Source organism: Leadbetterella sp. DM7 (assembly GCF_040829825.2).
GTDB lineage: Bacteria > Bacteroidota > Bacteroidia > Cytophagales > Spirosomataceae > Leadbetterella.
This window is the reverse complement of the sequence record NZ_JBFOLH020000016.1, coordinates 31,922-48,488: the sequence shown is the minus strand read 5'-3', so window position 1 is coordinate 48,488 and position 16,567 is coordinate 31,922. Positions and strand designations below refer to the sequence as shown.

Here is a 16,567-nt window from a genome sequence, read left to right as displayed (position 1 = left end):
ATGAAAAAGATCATCGTATTTTTCGGAATATGGACGCTGGTGCAAACCGGCTATGCCCAAAAAGCAGGAAACGTGGAAATCAGTTTTGATCACCTTTTTAACGGAGAGCAAGTGGTTTTCGATAAATCGTACACCAACGTTCACGGGGAGGATGTGAAGTTTACCACCATCAATTACTTTATCAGCAATATCAGCCTGCAGCGCAGAGACGGCAGCTTTTACACCATACCGCAGGATAGCTCCTACTTTATTGTAAGGCATACACCGGAAGCAGACCTGCGGAAAATCACGCTGAAAGATATCCCCGAAGGTGAGTATAACGGCATCCGGTTTGTTATCGGGGTGGACAGTCTCCGCAACACCATGAGTATTGAGCACCGTACCGGTAACCTGGATGTGGCTGCCGGGGCCAAAGGGATGTACTGGGTGTGGAATTCGGGTTATATTTTTTTCAAGCTGGAAGGCACGTCAACAGCCTCTACTGAAAAAATGAAGAACAGGTTCACCTATCACATCGGCGGCTTTGGCGGCTACCGTACAAAAACTATCAATGCCCTGCGGGAGAGAAAAATGGAGTTTTTGTCCGTGAAGGTTTCGCCCGATTTAGCAGGACAGTTGAAAATCACGGTAAACCTGGATAAATTTTTCCATGGCCATTACGACCTTCGAATTTCCGAAAAGCCGAGTGTGATGTGGGGGATAGAAGCAGAAAAAATTGCAGATAATTATCGCGAAGCATTTGTAATAAAATGAGAAAAACAGTTTTAGGGTTGACCCTGGCGCTCTTTACGGGCGTAAGTGCTTTTACGATTCGTCAGAATGGCACCCCGGAGGTCCCCCCCCATTTCCCGGCGCCGGTGTATGACCTCTCGGTACATCCGGTGACAGAAGCCGGGTTTGAGCTCGGGAAGACCCTTTTCTATGACCCTCTGCTGTCAAGCGACGGCTCAATCTCCTGCGGATCCTGTCATCAGCAGTGGGCGGGCTTCACCAATGAAGATCATACCGGCAGCCACGGGGTAGATAACCAGTTGGGCTTGCGCAATGCGCTTCCGCTGTTTAACCTCATCTTTTACGAGCATTTCTTCTGGGATGGTGGGGTGCATAATCTTGACCTTACGCCGATGAACGCCATTGAAAATCCCATAGAGCTGAACGAGTCGCTGGATAACATTCTTGTTAAGCTGAATGCATCGGATTTCTACAAGGAAAAATTCAGGCAGGTGTACCGGGCAGAGCAGATCACATCCAAAGAGTTTCTGCAAAGCATGACCCAGTTCCTGGCCAGCCTGATCTCGGCCGGCAGCCGATATGACAGCTACATCCGGAAAGAGGGAGAAGTGCTTACAGCCGATGAACTCGCAGGTATGGCTCTGGTGCAGCAGAAATGCACGCCCTGCCATTCCACAGCCCTGTTTACCGACCGGTCCTTCCGCAATAGCGGCGTGGAAAACAATTTCCGTTTCGATAAAGGCCGCGAAGAGATCACACTGAATGCGGCCGACAGGGGCAGGTTCAGAGTGCCCACGTTGCGAAACCTGGATTATACGGCACCCTATATGCATGACGGCAGCATCAATACCCTGGAGGAAGTACTGGAGCATTATAACTCGGGAATGGAAGACCAGGAAACCCTGGACCCCGTTTTCAGGCAGCGAAACGGCCCGCCGGGCCTTACGCTCAGTGAGCCGGAGAAAAAGCAGATACTGGCTTTCCTGAAGACATTAAACGACCCGGATTTTATAAAAAACAGGCGCTTTTCCGAACAGTAAAATTTTTAACTGCCTCCGGTTTAACAAAGACAGAGCTCCGGAGGCCTTAAACGTAAAAATAAAATGAAGAAACTATTATTAATTACCCTCGTAAGTATGGCCATCGCGGCCTGCAAAAGAAAACATGACGGCCATAGGCACGCCGGTCATGATCACTCCGGCCATAATCATGGAGATCACGGCATGGAAATGAAGACTACGGCACACCGGGGCTATCTCGACAGCCTTCAGGCCGGCTTTATCACTGAAGATACACTCAAAGGCAGCCCCACCCGTGTAGCCATGGCCACGGTAGGCAAATCGCATGTGCATATCACCTACCAGTCGCCGGGAGTAAAAGGCCGGGTCATCTGGGGTGGACTGGTACCTTACAATACCGTTTGGGTAACCGGAGCGCACACGGCTACCAGCATGCTGGTCATGCACCCGGTGGAAATTGATGGTAAGCGAATTGAGAAAGGCACCTACGCCATTTTTACTATCCCCGGAGAGAAGAGCTGGACATTTATTCTCAATAAGAATTACAAACAGCACCTGACCGATAATTATAAGCAGGATGAAGATATTCTGAGAATGGCGGTAACGCCCCGCGAAAATACCTACACACCCAGGTTAACCTATTCGGTAGAGGCAATAAATGACCGGGAAGGAAAAATCGGCATGGCCTGGGATAAGATAAAAATAGAGGTACCCTTTAAGAGCCAGGAGGAATAAGTGCTTTATCTCCCACTTAAGCTCCTTAATCCATGGGGCTTAAGTTTTTTACGTTCCGGTAGTTAAAGTATCCTCTGATCAAGCACATTGATTTCCGAAGTGGGAATAAGTCTTTGGGTTTACATGGTGGATTATCCATTAAACAACAAGAAAAATACAATGAATATGAATTTCACGGATAAAAGGCGTGCATTGCGATATTAGCAAAAAATGGCATTGAGGTCGAAGATGATCAAGCAACCGTTATAGTGGACTTCCTTCATCTTATGGCAAAAAATTATAAAAAAGCCGGGGAAGAAAAGAAGTTTTGAAAATTAATCTAAGTCAGTAAAAATTTAGAATGCCATTCAATAAAATCGTAAGTAACAGACATAGCCCAATTATTACTATATTCATTGTTACCCTACAAAGCCATTTCTTTCCCGATAAGTCATAGTCAATGTATTTTGCAGCCACAACTGCAATTCCCATTAAGAAGAACCAAACAGAAAAGAACAATGATAATTTAACCCTGACCAATGTTGTCACTAAATCGTGAACCATTCCGCAAAAAATAAATGTCAGAATTAAAGAGATAGTAATCGGAAAAACTCTTTTCAGAGGTTTAAATATTTTAGTTCCGAGATAATATCCGAAAATCGGGTTCCAAAAATTCCAAAAGGCAGAAAAGTTTTTTGCTCCGAGTGACCTTTGCAAATTATATTGCAGTGACCTGGAATGTCCAATAGGAACTCCGTTTCTCTTTTTTACATATTCGGATAATTTCATTTGGCTTTTTGAATGTAGTCAGGTTAAAATAGTCCTTTTTATTCTGAACTGATGACAAATTTACCAATTTTTAAAGGCTATTTGTAAATGAGTAGGGTTCTTTTATCCCGAAATCTCTATTTTAAATTCGTCCGGTTTCTTGGGCAGAGGTCAGGTGCTTTAAGTCGCTCCCCTTATAATCTATTTATGAGGTTTAGCTTTGGGCTAAAACCCCATAACTCCTTTTGCATTTATTTAATTGTAATATTTCTTTTTAAGCCACAGGCTTATCTTTACCAATAATATAAGAACTGGAACTTCTACCAACGGTCCAATTACGCCGACAAATGCCTGAGGTGAATGGATTCCAAATACAGCTATTGCCACTGCAATAGCTAGTTCAAAATTGTTTCCTGTGGCGGTAAATGCAATTGCCGTATTTTTATCGTAGGGAACATTTAAGGATTTATTGATAAAGAAGCTTACGAAAAACATTAGTACAAAATAGACAACTAAGGGTATCGCGACCTTAATGACATCCATTGGCAACTCTACTATTTTATCACCTTTCAAACTGAACATCAACACTATGGTATATAATAATGCGTATAATGTAATGGGCGATATTTTGGGCACAAATTTACGGTTATACCATTCTATACCTTTTGATTTTACAAGGAAGTAACGGCTAAAAAAACCTGCCAAGAAAGGAATCCCTAAGTATATCAAAACACTTTCGGTTACATCTTTTACAGATACAATTACATTGAAACTTGCAAGGCCAAATTTGCTTGGCAATACATTGATAAACAGCCAAACTAAAAAACTGTAAGAAAATACCTGAAAGATGCTATTTAATGCGACCAAGAGCGCCGTATACTCCCTATTACCTTTTGCCAAGTCATTCCATACGATTACCATTGCAATACATCTTGCCAGGCCTATCAATATCAAACCTACCATATAATCTGGCTCACTTCTTAAAAAAAGAACGGCTAATCCGAACATTAAAACAGGTCCGATAATCCAGTTTAACAATAAAGAGATACTAATACCTTTTTTATCCTTCAATACTATAGGCAATAATGAATAATCCACCTTTGCCAATGGCGGGTACATCATCAATATCAAACCTATTGCCAACGGAATATTTGTAGTCCCGACAGATAGCGTATTTTTAGTTTTTGAAATACCCGGAAAGAAATATCCTAAGCCTAGACCAAGTGCCATTGCAAGGAATATCCATAAAGTTAGGTATCTGTCTAAGAATTTTAGTTTGGGTTGCATCGGCTATTTAGTAATTTTTGAAAACACATAAAACATTTCCTTTGCTATCTGTAAACTCCTTTCTGAATATATCTTTGTCTGATCGGAGGTATTATCTGAAATTTTAGGATCTTCAAATGTGATCGGGATCCTTTTTTCAGCACCAGCGATAAAAGGACATCCACCGTCAGCTTGCGAGCAGGTCATTATAGCCACAAAAGCAGATACTGGATTAAAAGGATTGTCATACTTTTTAGAAAATCCAATTATCGGTTGGGAATTATCGCTATATTTTATGGCGTAAACAGGATTGGTGCCATCATTTATTTTGAAAATATTAAATCCCTGATCGGATAAAGTTTCAGCTACTTTTGGAAATAATGCGGTTTCTTCAGTACCTCCCGAATAGCAAATCACATTCTCAATACCGAAATGAAAAGCCGCTGCTTGTGCCCAAACCTGTGATAAATGGCTCCTGCGTGAATTATGGGTACAAATGAAGTTTATATTTATTTGCTGTTGGCTATTTATTTTTAGCTGAATAAAATCGATCAATGGCTGTAACGTACTTTTACGCTCATCATTATTGATTTGTTCCCAGTTTAACTGCTGAATTGTCTCTGACAACATTGGATACATATAGATTCTATTTTAAAAGTTTAGCAACATCCGGAATTTGGAGTGCAAGAATTTGATTGATTTACAGTTAATTCGGAAAGGCTTCTGTTTTGTTTTTCAGCAGGAATTCCGCAAACATCCTGAGCCAGGCAAGCAGTCGTTTTGTTTTTCAATACAAATGTATTTTCATTAAAATCCAAATCGTACTTGCCAATAGTATCACTTTGATATTCTACTTCTATATCAGCATCTTCAATCCCTAATTTTTCTTCTGAAAGCTTAATTATACTTAATAGCTTTCCTGGCTTCAACCTGTGCTCATAATCGTCGGCATTCCACAGTTGAAAATTGACTGCTTTTTCCTTACGGATTACGCCACCACAGTCAATAAAATTTTTGATGATTTGTCCCACTTCTGTAACGTGAAAGTGCTCAGGAACAAATGTTCCATTTTCTAATTGAAATTCAACATTTTCTAATGTTGGTAAAATTTCTTTGATCTCTGATAACTTCATAATACAAACTTTTAAAAGGATAAAATAAATAATTAAATAAACAAACGTTATATAGCAATATAACGATATTAAAATATAAAAAAATGCGTTAACAGCACTGCTTTACGTTTACATCCTGATTAAAAAAGCCATTAAATTCCTCTTGAAATTGTTTCCATACCTCTTCGTCAATACAATAACAAACTGATTTTCCTTCAATTGAACCTTGAATAATCCCTATAGCTTTTAATTCTTTTAAATGTTGTGAAATAGTTGCCTGCGCTAGTCCTAATTCCTCAACCAGATCATTACAGATACACGTTTTTTGGTTGATAATACATTGCAGGATCGCTATTCTGGCAGGGTGCCCCAAAACTTTAAGAAGCGATGCAAGTTTGTTTTGCTCATCTTTATATATTTCTGTTTTTGTAACTCCCATTTCTCTATATTTATTTACATCGCAATATTACGATATTAGATTTCAAATACACAACATTTTCATTTTTTATTTTTGAGAGCTCACTATTAGATCTTTTAAAATCAACTAAAAAATTATACCAAAAACTTGGATAATAACACAGAATGTTTTCTTTGGCCGCAGATGCGAAAAGAAAAGAAGTCCGTTAAAACAACAACAGGGATATCGAATATTCTTATAAAAACAGATCACAACCTGTTTGATAAAATGTGAAGTGAGCCGGGCCTGGTTTTCTATTATGTTACTGTATGGCAAAAAAGGAATCTTACAATACTTTTACAACATTAAATCCAGACTATAGTTTTCACATCCTTGCCTTCTTCAAGTCTCTCCTTTTTTCTTATCTCGGCTTTTATTGGAAGTAAATAAGTGCTTGCTTTTGTATCAAACCAAATTGCAGTTTTCCATTCACTGCCACCAATTTCCGCCGTTGCTTTCAAACGCCCCCAACCTTCTTCCTGCCACTTCAGATTGTCTCTTATTTCTTTTGACAGTTCCATTGGAAACGAAACAAAATGCCAGCCGCCCTGACCCTTGTACCGCCAAATCTTTGCCGAAAACTCATATTTTATTCTACCTTCCATTTATATAAGAGATCTTTCATTCTGACTATTCAATCTGGGTATCCCGAACAAGCAGGATGTCCGCAATGCCCATTCGTTCCTTAAGCCATTTTTTTACTCTGTCCTTGTCTTCGTCTTTTAATTTTTTATCCGTTTTATACAATACCAAAAACTGCAACCGGGTACTGTCGGTATCGGGGTATTGTTCTATTTTTCCGAGGGTAATGTTCCGGAATTCCGGGAAGAGGATATTCATTTCTTTCACCAGGCCGGGATTGTTCGCCTTATACCTGTCAAGCTCCTGCCGCAGGTTACTGATCGTAATGTCTTTTTCTGAAACCGATGCATTTTGCCTGCTGATCTCGTTCAGTATTTCCGCCTTGATATCTTTCTCATCCTGCCTGAAAGTCAGCACCGTGTTATGAATGCCCTTTTCATCCAACAGCCGGTTATACATGGCCATTTCATCAGGGCTGAGTTTTTTATTCAGAAAAGCTACGTCCACCCTCCTGGGATCGGAGTTATAATTTAACTTCTTATAAATTACGGTAAATCCGCGGCTTCCGAATTCGGTATTAATAAATTCTTCCACGGTATTGGTGAATTTCTTTTCGTTCCAAAGGTTATAGGCCAGGTAAAAGCTCGGAATGATCATAATCATAACCAATGCCGTGATGCCCAGCCGTATTTGCTTTTCAAAACGTCTTCCCTTAAAGCTGGCAGCCGGATAGTTAAGGTATTTTACTACAAAGAAGGTGGCAATGCAAATGAAAAAGCAGTTGATGGTATAAAGGTAAAATGCGCCCAGAAAGTAATAGAAATTAAAAGTGGCCAGCCCGTAACCTGCCGTACACAAAGGAGGCATCAGGGCGGTAGCGATGGCTACTCCGGGGATGGGGTTTCCTTTCTCCACCCGTGTGATGGCAATCACGCCTACGAGTCCTCCGAAAAACGCGATCAGCACATCATAAATATTAGGGGAGGTTCGGGCCAGGATTTCGGACTGGACATCTTTGAAAGGGCTCAGGTAAAAATAAAATGCAGAAACAAATAAACTTACTGCGGTAGAGATGAGCAGGTTCTTCATCGATTTCTTCAGCAGGGCAAAGTCGTATGTTCCCAGGGCGAAGCCTGCCCCTACAATAGGGCCCATCAGAGGGGAAATCAGCATAGCGCCTATGATCACGGCGGTTGAATTCACATTTAAACCAATGGAGGCAATGATAATGGCGCAGGCCAGGATCCAGAGGTTGGAGCCGCGGAATGAGGTGTTGGCGAAAACATTTTCAAGGACTTTGCTCTTTTCTTCTTCTCCGTAATGAAGATCAAAGAAATCAAACAGGTTATTGCTCATAAGCGCTTCGAAACAAAGTTAAATATTCAATGTATGTCCGCAATTATAACAATATTCTGCGTCATCCCAATGGCCTTCCTTATTGCAATGAGCGCAAACGATGCCATTAAGCTTACGGTGTTCAGGATCGGTTTTGTAATTTTCCTTCATGGATTTACCGACTTCCCTGGCGATTTCCACCCCCACAATACCCGTAGGAACTGCAATGATTCCATACCCGATAATCATCAGTAACATGGAGAGAAACTGCCCCAGCGGAGTAGTGGGCACCATATCTCCGTAGCCTACCGTAGTCAGGGTAACAATAGTATAAAATACACTTTTGGGAATATTGGTAAATCCGTTTTCCGGCCCTTCAATATAGTACATCAGGGTTCCAATCAAAACGGCAATGATCAGAACCGTATAAAGAAACACCATTATTTTGGCCCTGCTGGCCAGGATGGCCACTTTTAGTCTGGAGGATTCCCGCATGAATTCCATTAAGCCGAATACCCTGAATAACCGGAGCAGCCTCAGTATGCGGAAACTGCTCAGGATATGGCTTCCTTTGATAAAAACAGACAGGAACATGGGCAGGATAGACAAGAGGTCGATCAGGCCGTAAAAACTGAAAATATATTTAAGTGGCTTTTTACTGACGAAAATCCGCAATGCATACTCCAGGGTGAATACGGCGGTAAATATCCATTCAAGAATAACGAGTTCCCGGTGATAGATATAATCCACCCCTTCTACCGTTTCCAGCATAATCGTAAATACACTCAGTAAGATCGCCACCAGCAGGCCAATATCAAATGCCTTTCCGGCAGGAGTGTTTACACCATAAATGATGATATAGACTTTCTGACGAAACAAATCCACTCTGCTTTTCGGCCATTTACGGTTTGCGGGCATCGGCTGATCTTTAATTTTCGCTATGTTTTTTACTTTGCCTGTTGAGTACGAGATACCCTAATACGCCACCGATAATGGAAGCGGCAAAAATACCCACCTTGGCCTGCACCTTGTAGCTATCATGCGTAAAGGCCAGCTCGGTGATAAACAAAGACATGGTAAAACCGATGGATGCCAGCAATCCCAATCCAAAAAGGTTTCTCATATTCATTCCGTTCGGGAAAGGTGCAATTTTTAATTTTACACAAAGCCAGGTGAAGCCCACTACTCCCACTACCTTCCCGATCAGCAGGCCCAAAGCCACACCAAGGGCCACATTTGTACTGAAGAGCTCATTGATATCGATATCCAGTACCGATACGCCGGCATTGGCTAAAGCAAATATCGGGATGATCACAAAGGTAACGAAGGGGTGCATGGCATGCTCCAGCTTCTGAAGGGGAGGAATGGCCTTCTCCGTGTCTGAATTTAGCCCTTCCAGTATGTGGAGCTGCTTATTGGTTAAAGTAGGTACCTTATCATTAGGGTCAGCCTGGGTAAACTGGTTCAGATGTTTCCTGATCCGGGCTATCAGCACCTGCTCCTTTATTTTCACATCAGCAGGAATGGTAAAGGCGGCCAGTACGGAAGCGATTGTAGCGTGCACGCCCGATAAAAGAAAAGCCGTCCAGACACCACCAATACCCAGAATAGCATAAAACAGTATGCTTCTTACCCCCATTTTGTTCCCCAGGTACATCCCTAAAAGAAACAGCAGCCCGATGCTCAGGTTCATCATGGAGATATCAGACGTATAGAAAAAGGCAATGACCAAAACAGCACCCAGGTCATCTACAATGGCCAATGCTGTCAGGAAGACTTTTAGCGCCAGAGGGATCCGGTTACCTAACAGGTACAAGACACCTAAAGCAAAGGCAATGTCCGTAGCCATGGGAATCCCCCAGCCACTGTGCACCTCTCCCCTCGGATTTAATGCAAAATAGATTAGGGCCGGAACGAGCATTCCCCCGATGGCCGCCGCTATGGGGAGCATGGCTTTCCGGGGATTGGAAAGCTCGCCCGCCACGATCTCCCGTTTCAGTTCCAGGCCCACCACGAAAAAGAAAACCGCCATCAGACCATCGTTGATCCAGTGATGCAGATTGTATTCCAGGTAAGTATTTCCGTTAAATACGAATCCTAATTCCTGTTCAAAAAAATGATGATAATGGTGATGCCAGGGGGAATTGGCAAGGATTAAAGCAACGATCACACTAATGCCCAGCACGAGTCCGCCTGATTTTTCCTGCTCTATGAATTTTTGAATGGGTCTGACTACCTTATCAATAGGGGCTTTCTTAATTTGACTCATGTAATTTTAGGATCCGGTATTCTGAATTCGGACAAAGTGCAAAAATAAGAAATCAAAATTGATTAACACCCATTATGATGAAACCATTAACTCTACTTTTGCCTGTGTACCGCCCTGACTTCCTTTTGAAATCTTAAAATTACCGCCTATCGATTTTAAGCGTTGGGCAATGCTATAAAGTCCTTGATTTTGCTTACCGGCTGTGTTATCATAGCCTATTCCGTCATCTGTTATTTCGATTAGAAGCCCATGGTCTAAGTCACTAAACACAATTTGGGCATTTTGTGCCTGCGAATGCCTGATAATATTATTTACCAATTCCTGGATAACTCTGAAGAGCATCAGTTGCAGTTGTTTTGAGTACTTGCCGGCCTTACTGTTTTTGTCTCTTATGGTTATATTGACCAGGTTTGTTTCATTGACTTCCGAAACAAACTGTGCTGTTGCTTTTATTAAGCCCTCTTTTTCCAATACGGTCGGGAGCAGGTTATGGGCTATGTGCCGTATATCAGCATGCGAATGTTCCAAAATTCCCTGAATCTTTGAAAGCTGTTCCATTCTTCTCTCCTGTGGAAGGTGCGGTATAGCTTCCAGGCTCATTTTGGCCGCGCCAATCATAGCGGCAACCCCATCGTGCAGCTCGTGAGAGATCCGATTTCGCTCCCGTTCCTCCCCCAAAATAAAAGAGTTCAGAATTGCATTCTCTTTTTCCTGCTGCAATTGTTTCAGTCTTAGCTTTTGGGTTTTTCTATTGTAAATAAAGACACTGCCAAAACCAATCACCAACAAGGCTCCTCCCAAAATCGCATACAATAAATTGGATTGTTGTTTCTGAATTTGCAGCTCCTGTTCTGCAATTTGCTTTTCTTTCTTTTCGGTTTCGTATTTGGTATTGAGCTCGTTAACTCTCTTCTTGTTCTCGTCTGAAAGTATTTTACTGTACAGGTCGTCATACTTTTTATAATATTCGGAAGATTTTTTATATTCACCTGCATTATAGTATATCAGGCCTGCGTTGCTATAAGAAGACTTGAGCCCTGTATTATATCCTGCTTCCGTATGTATTTCAAGAGCCTCTTCTATACTTTTCTTTGCTTCCGCATGTTTCCCTTTTTCAGACAATTTAGTACCGTAAATATCAAGCGCATCTGCCAAGATACTTTTGTACTGGAATTCACGAGCTTTATCTACCGCTTTCTTAATATAAATAAGGGACTTATCCAGATCCTTCTCTGTAGTGCCCATTATGTAATTTCCGTAACTATATGCACTGGGGTTATTATATCTTTCCGCAAGCCCGATTGCTTTGGAAGCCCATTTTCTGGCTTCCTCAAAATTGCCCGTTTTCTTCACATAGATAGCTGTATTGGAAGCTAAATTCGCAATTATAGTAGTGTCCCTGATTTCCTCAAGAATCTGATACCCGTTCTTGTAATATTTAATGGCGCCGTCGTAATTTTCGTTTATCCCCATTACCGTTGCCAGGTTATTGTAAGCATATACCAGCCTTAAGGGATTATCTTGTGCTTCTGTAACTTTGACAGTGAGCAGCATATATTTTATGGCATTGTCATAATCTCCCAATCTGAAATAATTGGCTCCCAACGAATTTAATATCATGGGATAGGCCGAATTAGGGTCATTTTTGTTCGTTAATTCGAAAGCCTTTTGGGTATAAAACAGTGAAGAGTCGTATTGAGAGCGAACATCAAAATAGTAACCTAACTGGAAATAAAGGTAATCCATATAAGAAACTTTATTCTTCGTTCCATATTCAATTGCTTTTAGAAATAAATGTTTACAATCTTTACCCGGAATTTTGAAACATTCTTCTCCCTGATCATATAATACCTGTACCTCCTGATCCACTTTTGGCTTCTTATTGTACTTTATTTGAGCAAAAAGGAGTATAGGAATAAAGGAAAGAATTATTGTAAATGAAGCTTTCATACTACTTTTTTAAACGTTTACCAAACCCTGCATAATTGCTTTTTTAACCATCCCGGCAATATTTCGTACTTCCAGCTTCAGCATAATATTTCCACGGTGTGTTTCTACCGTTTTTTCCGAAAGACACAATTGCTCTGCTATTTCCTTTGTAGTTTGTTCTGCTACAATCAATTGTAAAATTTCTTTTTCCCGATCGGTTAGCTCAACTTTATTTTTTGTTGTATTGGCTTCAAAAAACACCTGCTGCGTTTTAGGGCTAAAATACTTTTCGTTGTTTGTAACAGCCATCAGGGCTTTTTCTATATCCTCTCTGCGATCAATCTTTAAGAGATAACCATCAAACCCTGCATTAACCGAGGACTTAATGGTGACGGAATCTGAATGGCTGGTCAGGGCGATAATTTTCGCGTCCGGCATCAACTCTTTAATTTCCTGGATAATTTCCCTGCCATCGTGCCTGCCAAAGTGAATATCGAGCAGTATAACATCAAAGAACTGTTCTTTTAATATATTTTTAAGTTCCGTATAGTCCAAAGCTCGTTTTGTTTCCTCCACAAATTCAAAAGTTGACAGAAGTACCTCCAAACCGTCTAACACCAAAAAATGGTCATCCGCAAGCAAAATTTTCATTCGGCTACCTTTAGATTTTTATATGTTCTAAAGGTAGGCATTTTTATTTCTCCACTTTGTAGCTTATTCTCCTTTTAAATCAATAAAATATTCTGTATGGGAAATTTCCTTAAAAACCAATCGGATCTTCACGTTGTTTACTTCGCTGTTTTCCTCTAGCAGCAAGGTCTGTTTAGGCAAATCTTCCGGGAATCGGAATGGTAATTTTGCCTCCGTGTTCAATCGGTTGAAAAAATACAGGGGTAAAAAATCAGCTTTAAAATCACTTACAAAAACGGAACTCTGGTCGTTGGTTTTACGGTAGACTACCTTAAATTCCCTGCCTTTTATTTTCGAAAAACCTAACTGGTTTTGGTTAAACGTTTTTTTCTTCCCGGTAGGCTGAAGATACTTCGGAAGTGTTTTATTTAATGGGAATTCCAGATTTTGCTCCGTAATGGCCTGTTTCCCAGATTCATCTGTAGCACACAAAATATAGCTGCCGTCCGGTTTGCCTACAATCCAGTTATACATTTCGCCCGATGTGCCGTAAGCCTCTGCTGTAAACAGCCAGTAATTTAGCCTGGGCTCATAATACACCACGAGTTCACCTTTGTGTCCGGGTTCGCTTTCAGCGACCAGGTCATTTTGGTATTCCCATACCCAGGCCTGGGTAAACTGAATGGGCTTAAGGCTTTTTGTCTGTGCCTGTATATATCCGAAAAACAGTGTAACCGTCAATAGAAGCAGCAGTTGTTTCATCTTTTCAATAAGTAAAATCTTCTTTGGAGCTGCCCACTGCCTGAAAAACAGGATAATTCAGTGTGATAGTACCTTCGTATGACTTCCATTTATCCGGACTTTCGGCATCCATAGAACTGCCTGTCTTTCCCTTTACCTTAATGACTACCTTGTCTTTTTGCAGGGAAACGATTTCTCCCCAGGCCTCATAAGACAGTTGTACATCCATACCGCTATCCGTAACTTTCGTCATTGAAAAAGTAAATCCTGCATTCTCTCCTTTTACCATTTTCCCTTTGATGGGCCGTTCTGCGGTAAGGTCTTTCCCCTGAAAGCCTATCAGGATGTTGTCCTCCCCATTTTCGCCGCCTGCAATGGTAATGGCAATGGTTTCTTTGGTAGCCGTAATGCTGCCAAAACCTTTTTTGAAATGATCTTGCAGATTTTCATCGCCTACTATGATATCTACTACGGCCTGGTTATCCTCGATATGATTTACATCCAACGCATCCATTTTTTGCCCGCTGATGGCTTCGGTGGCTTTTTCAATTAAGGAGGTAGCAGCTTCATTTTTCTTCTCTTTTAGCTTACTACACCCTGTCAATACCAGTAGGCTTCCAGACAAGACAATTACTGTTTTTTTCATAATTATTTTTTGATAATCAAAGCTTTATTTTATTCCGAACCTGAAAGATGCTGGTGAAATCTGCCCCTTTACGTTTACAGCTTTTGCTTCCAGGACAATTTCATATTTTCCGGGTTCCATTTTAGAAACGTTATCTCTTGAGTTTTTTCCATTATCTGATAATAAAGAAATAAAGTCAAATGTTTCTACCGGCATAAGCATGTCACCGGGAAAAAAAGGCATCGGTTCCCGCTTTTGTTTTTTGATCACTTTCCCGTCTTTTTTGAGAATTGTGGTAAACACAAACTCCACTACTTCCTTCTTTTCCTCGTTCAGGGGAATGTCAGCGCCTTTAAACCTGAAAAGGATGGGGATTTTCTGTTCCCGGAATGTGGCATACAGATCCACGGCTTTGTCGGTTCCTAATTTAATTTCCGTATTTGATTTTTCAGAGATAAGGATTTCTCCTTTTACAGACTGCGCCTGTACTGCAAAACTGATTACGATGAGAATAAGGGTGATGATGATCTTGTTCATTACTGTTAAGGTATTTAATGTTAAAAATATTTTATCGTCCGATGCTTTTATATCCGTCAGTATTAAAGTTGTAGCTACCATTTTCTATTGAAGTGGTTCTGATTACCAATCCTGGTCCTGAAATTTCCGTTACCGAATAGGTAGTGTTATCTATGGCAATATATCCGAGGTTAAAAAACCCAAGAGCATCAAATTTCCCCTGTGGCAAACACACATCATAAGCGGGCCCCAACCAAAAAACAAGCTCTGCTCCTTCGTCATCTTTCCCTTTATATTCAAATTCAGAATCCGCGGTATTGAGATGAGGCCTTTTATTTCCCGTAGCTTTAAAATCTCTTTTAAAACGGGCTTCGTTTTCTTCATCATTTCCAAAATTCACCACATTCGTACCAATAGGCATATTACTTTTTATTTTACCACTTTCGGGATGATTGATATAGGTGATATATTGATAATCCTTAAAAAACGCATCAATGCTCATTTCAGCCACACCTTCTTCTCCCGCATAAAGCTGCTGATAAGCGGCATTGGGCATGTAGGCCTCCTGCTTATCCCAACTGATAAAAAAATAGCCGCTACCCGAAAAGTCGGAAGATAAAATCGTAAAACTGATTTTTTTAGTAGGGTTCACACAATTGGATAAACAGGTGTTTTCTGCCAGGTATTTTTCTAAGTCAAGGTCTGTGATTTTCCCAGGAGTACCGGAACCTCCGTACTGGCTGTGGATCTGCTGAAGAGTCAGTTTATCTTCGCTTTTAAAATCACATTTTTCAATAATCAGGATAGTGTTTTCTGTAAAAGCGGATACCAGTTCAGGGCGTTTAAGTACCTGTGCTATCTCACTTTTACTATGTTGGGTAATGACTTCTTTACAACCTTCTCCATTTTCACACAGGGCAATAGTCAACTTTTCTTTTTGCACCTGTGAGCAGGACGTAAAGCTGACAAAGAGAGTAAAAATTAATATTAAGTTTTTCATCTGTTTCAGTTTATTTATTTAGTATCTTTTTCCTGCCTTTTGTCAACATGGATTATTCACATTTCTTCAAAATGTTTTTTGCCAGTTCAATAGCCACTGATTTATTTTTTTCGTTGTCATCATTTACATCGCACAGAATGACGAATTGAACACCGTTTTGTAAGACATAGAGTTCGTTGCTTACAATATTCCAGCGTGCAGCATCGCCCAAATTCTCTACTACCCGATAACCTTTGGAAACTTCTTTCATCATGTCCATTATTCCACCGCCAATATCTTTTACCTGCTCCTTGCTTACGTTTTGGTCTTCCGCTTTTTTTACCGCTGCATCCGCTTCTGCATCGCCCGATTTCCCTTCGGCAGCATCGTTCAAAGCGTCTTTGGCTACCTGCATTTCTTCATCCGAAATGGCTCTGTATGTATTTTCAAAGGCAGATAGTGAAATGGCTTTAATACTTTCCACCTTCACTACATCGGGCAATGCCATGCCTTTCGTTATTCCCGGCTTTTTGCTTACTCTTCCATTCTTGAATTTGTAAATAAATTCATGGTATTCCGGATTTTTCAAAGATTTATTGCTTTTAGTTTCCATCACATCTTTGGAAAAGCCTGTAGCCGTCAGCACATTGGCTTCGTTCAAAATCTGGTCGTATCGGGTCTGATAATCTAAAAGACATTTATTCCCACCCGAAGCATTGGGGTCGGCTTTTCGTCTGCTTTCCGCATTTTTGATGGCACTTTCCAAATCCACATCCCCCGAATCGGATTTTGTGCTTTTGTTTTCTGAACAGGATGCCAGTGCCATGAAAAGACTAAACACTAAGAGATATTTTGCTTTCATTTTTTCGTTATTTAAAAATCTACGGATGAGT

Annotated in this window: 19 protein-coding genes; 3 read left to right on the top strand and 16 right to left on the bottom strand. The window is 40.8% G+C overall.

Annotated elements, in window-relative coordinates:
• The 3 genes from AB2U10_RS15880 (at window position 1) to AB2U10_RS15870 (ending at window position 2,486) form a co-directional block, all read left to right on the top strand.
• Entirely contained in the window at window positions 1–753 is a 753-nt protein-coding gene (locus tag AB2U10_RS15880; RefSeq protein ID WP_367915830.1) for an MbnP family protein, read from the top strand.
• Window positions 750–1,772 (top strand): cytochrome-c peroxidase, encoded by a 1,023-nt coding sequence (locus AB2U10_RS15875; protein WP_367915829.1) that lies wholly within the window; start codon window positions 750–752, stop codon window positions 1,770–1,772. Before AB2U10_RS15880 ends, AB2U10_RS15875 begins: the two co-directional genes overlap by 4 nt.
• Before the next feature lie 63 nt (window positions 1,773–1,835).
• A complete protein-coding gene (locus AB2U10_RS15870; protein ID WP_367915828.1) occupies window positions 1,836–2,486 on the top strand; it encodes a DUF2911 domain-containing protein in 651 nt (216 codons plus the stop codon).
• 324 nt (window positions 2,487–2,810) lie between these two features.
• Here AB2U10_RS15870 and AB2U10_RS15865 read toward each other — a convergent pair whose 3' ends face one another.
• The 16 genes from AB2U10_RS15865 to AB2U10_RS15790 all read right to left on the bottom strand — a co-directional run bounded on the left by AB2U10_RS15865 (window position 2,811) and on the right by AB2U10_RS15790 (window position 16,536).
• Complete coding sequence (locus tag AB2U10_RS15865; protein WP_367915827.1) at window positions 2,811–3,254, bottom strand: acyltransferase; 444 nt, start codon at window positions 3,252–3,254, stop codon at window positions 2,811–2,813.
• A gap of 234 nt (window positions 3,255–3,488) precedes the next feature.
• Window positions 3,489–4,520 carry an ACR3 family arsenite efflux transporter gene (arsB, locus tag AB2U10_RS15860; protein ID WP_367915826.1) on the bottom strand — a complete coding sequence of 344 codons (1,032 nt, stop codon included), beginning with the start codon at window positions 4,518–4,520 and terminating at the stop codon, window positions 3,489–3,491.
• A gap of 3 nt (window positions 4,521–4,523) precedes the next feature.
• Entirely contained in the window at window positions 4,524–5,138 is a 615-nt protein-coding gene (locus tag AB2U10_RS15855; protein WP_367915825.1) for an arsenate-mycothiol transferase ArsC, read from the bottom strand.
• A 20-nt stretch (window positions 5,139–5,158) separates the two neighbouring features.
• Window positions 5,159–5,632, bottom strand: a complete 474-nt coding sequence (locus AB2U10_RS15850) for a DUF6428 family protein (protein WP_367915824.1) — start codon at window positions 5,630–5,632, stop codon at window positions 5,159–5,161.
• Between the two features lie 88 nt (window positions 5,633–5,720).
• On the bottom strand, window positions 5,721–6,050 hold the full coding sequence (locus AB2U10_RS15845; RefSeq protein ID WP_367915823.1) for an ArsR/SmtB family transcription factor: 330 nt from the start codon (window positions 6,048–6,050) through the stop codon (window positions 5,721–5,723).
• Between the two features lie 323 nt (window positions 6,051–6,373).
• Entirely contained in the window at window positions 6,374–6,673 is a 300-nt protein-coding gene (locus tag AB2U10_RS15840) for a DUF1905 domain-containing protein (RefSeq protein ID WP_367915822.1), read from the bottom strand.
• Window positions 6,674–6,698: 25 nt separating this feature from the next.
• Window positions 6,699–8,006, bottom strand: coding sequence for a DUF389 domain-containing protein (locus AB2U10_RS15835; RefSeq protein WP_367915821.1), 1,308 nt, complete (start codon window positions 8,004–8,006; stop codon window positions 6,699–6,701).
• An 18-nt stretch (window positions 8,007–8,024) separates the two neighbouring features.
• Entirely contained in the window at window positions 8,025–8,870 is an 846-nt protein-coding gene (locus tag AB2U10_RS15830; RefSeq protein WP_367915885.1) for an ion transporter, read from the bottom strand.
• A gap of 43 nt (window positions 8,871–8,913) precedes the next feature.
• Window positions 8,914–10,254: a Na+/H+ antiporter NhaA gene (nhaA, locus tag AB2U10_RS15825; RefSeq protein ID WP_367915820.1), complete on the bottom strand. Its 1,341-nt coding sequence runs from the start codon at window positions 10,252–10,254 to the stop codon at window positions 8,914–8,916.
• Between the two features lie 72 nt (window positions 10,255–10,326).
• Complete coding sequence (locus AB2U10_RS15820; protein ID WP_367915819.1) at window positions 10,327–12,204, bottom strand: tetratricopeptide repeat-containing sensor histidine kinase; 1,878 nt, start codon at window positions 12,202–12,204, stop codon at window positions 10,327–10,329.
• Between the two features lie 9 nt (window positions 12,205–12,213).
• The gene (locus AB2U10_RS15815) at window positions 12,214–12,834 is read right to left on the bottom strand and encodes a LuxR C-terminal-related transcriptional regulator (protein WP_367915818.1); all 621 of its coding nucleotides are present in this window, start codon (window positions 12,832–12,834) and stop codon (window positions 12,214–12,216) included.
• 63 nt (window positions 12,835–12,897) lie between these two features.
• Complete coding sequence (locus tag AB2U10_RS15810; protein WP_367915817.1) at window positions 12,898–13,416, bottom strand: hypothetical protein; 519 nt, start codon at window positions 13,414–13,416, stop codon at window positions 12,898–12,900.
• A gap of 163 nt (window positions 13,417–13,579) precedes the next feature.
• Window positions 13,580–14,200, bottom strand: a complete 621-nt coding sequence (locus tag AB2U10_RS15805) for a hypothetical protein (RefSeq protein WP_367915816.1) — start codon at window positions 14,198–14,200, stop codon at window positions 13,580–13,582.
• A gap of 24 nt (window positions 14,201–14,224) precedes the next feature.
• Complete coding sequence (locus tag AB2U10_RS15800) at window positions 14,225–14,716, bottom strand: hypothetical protein (protein ID WP_367915815.1); 492 nt, start codon at window positions 14,714–14,716, stop codon at window positions 14,225–14,227.
• Window positions 14,717–14,747: 31 nt separating this feature from the next.
• Window positions 14,748–15,695 (bottom strand): hypothetical protein, encoded by a 948-nt coding sequence (locus AB2U10_RS15795; protein WP_367915814.1) that lies wholly within the window; start codon window positions 15,693–15,695, stop codon window positions 14,748–14,750.
• A gap of 52 nt (window positions 15,696–15,747) precedes the next feature.
• Window positions 15,748–16,536, bottom strand: a complete 789-nt coding sequence (locus tag AB2U10_RS15790) for a hypothetical protein (RefSeq protein WP_367915813.1) — start codon at window positions 16,534–16,536, stop codon at window positions 15,748–15,750.
• Window positions 16,537–16,567: the final 31 nt, after the last annotated feature.

Coding starts and splice junctions, on each gene's coding strand:
- AB2U10_RS15880 (WP_367915830.1), top strand. CDS start 1: ATGAAAAAGATCATCGTATTTTTCGGAATATGGACGCTGGTGCAAACC.
- AB2U10_RS15875 (WP_367915829.1), top strand. CDS start 750: ATGAGAAAAACAGTTTTAGGGTTGACCCTGGCGCTCTTTACGGGCGTA.
- AB2U10_RS15870 (WP_367915828.1), top strand. CDS start 1,836: ATGAAGAAACTATTATTAATTACCCTCGTAAGTATGGCCATCGCGGCC.
- AB2U10_RS15865 (WP_367915827.1), bottom strand. CDS start 3,254: ATGAAATTATCCGAATATGTAAAAAAGAGAAACGGAGTTCCTATTGGA.
- arsB (WP_367915826.1), bottom strand. CDS start 4,520: ATGCAACCCAAACTAAAATTCTTAGACAGATACCTAACTTTATGGATA.
- AB2U10_RS15855 (WP_367915825.1), bottom strand. CDS start 5,138: ATGTATCCAATGTTGTCAGAGACAATTCAGCAGTTAAACTGGGAACAA.
- AB2U10_RS15850 (WP_367915824.1), bottom strand. CDS start 5,632: ATGAAGTTATCAGAGATCAAAGAAATTTTACCAACATTAGAAAATGTT.
- AB2U10_RS15845 (WP_367915823.1), bottom strand. CDS start 6,050: ATGGGAGTTACAAAAACAGAAATATATAAAGATGAGCAAAACAAACTT.
- AB2U10_RS15840 (WP_367915822.1), bottom strand. CDS start 6,673: ATGGAAGGTAGAATAAAATATGAGTTTTCGGCAAAGATTTGGCGGTAC.
- AB2U10_RS15835 (WP_367915821.1), bottom strand. CDS start 8,006: ATGAGCAATAACCTGTTTGATTTCTTTGATCTTCATTACGGAGAAGAA.
- nhaA (WP_367915820.1), bottom strand. CDS start 10,254: ATGAGTCAAATTAAGAAAGCCCCTATTGATAAGGTAGTCAGACCCATT.
- AB2U10_RS15820 (WP_367915819.1), bottom strand. CDS start 12,204: ATGAAAGCTTCATTTACAATAATTCTTTCCTTTATTCCTATACTCCTT.
- AB2U10_RS15815 (WP_367915818.1), bottom strand. CDS start 12,834: ATGAAAATTTTGCTTGCGGATGACCATTTTTTGGTGTTAGACGGTTTG.
- AB2U10_RS15805 (WP_367915816.1), bottom strand. CDS start 14,200: ATGAAAAAAACAGTAATTGTCTTGTCTGGAAGCCTACTGGTATTGACA.
- AB2U10_RS15800 (WP_367915815.1), bottom strand. CDS start 14,716: ATGAACAAGATCATCATCACCCTTATTCTCATCGTAATCAGTTTTGCA.
- AB2U10_RS15795 (WP_367915814.1), bottom strand. CDS start 15,695: ATGAAAAACTTAATATTAATTTTTACTCTCTTTGTCAGCTTTACGTCC.
- AB2U10_RS15790 (WP_367915813.1), bottom strand. CDS start 16,536: ATGAAAGCAAAATATCTCTTAGTGTTTAGTCTTTTCATGGCACTGGCA.